This window comes from Staphylococcus sp. EG-SA-15, assembly GCF_017151895.1.
GTDB classification, from domain to species: Bacteria; Bacillota; Bacilli; order Staphylococcales; family Staphylococcaceae; genus Staphylococcus; species Staphylococcus aureus.
This window is the reverse complement of record NZ_JACVZN010000140.1, coordinates 1-248: the sequence shown is the minus strand read 5'-3', so window position 1 is coordinate 248 and position 248 is coordinate 1. Positions and strand designations below refer to the sequence as shown.

The 248-nt window shown below is 33.1% G+C and carries 1 pseudogene; it reads left to right on the top strand.

Annotation, left to right across the window (positions count from 1 at the left end):
* Positions 1 to 114: 114 nt before the first annotated feature.
* Positions 115 to 248: pseudogene (locus IDG64_RS14740) on the top strand (hypothetical protein); the annotation flags it as partial.

Below are 248 nucleotides of genomic sequence, written 5' to 3'. Positions count from 1 at the left end.
ACATATACACCATCGTGAGCTATAACGAATTGAATGTTGATTAAGCCAATGATGTTTAAACCTTTAGCTAATTTTATAGTATAGTCCTCAAGTGTTGCTAACTCGTCTTCTGTCAAAGTTTGTGGCGAAAATGATTTATTAACACGTATTCAAAATGGTGATGTTCAAATCGTTATAAATACAATGACTAAAGGTAAAGAAGTAGAAAGGGATGGCTTCCAAATTAGACGTACTACAGTTGAAAATGG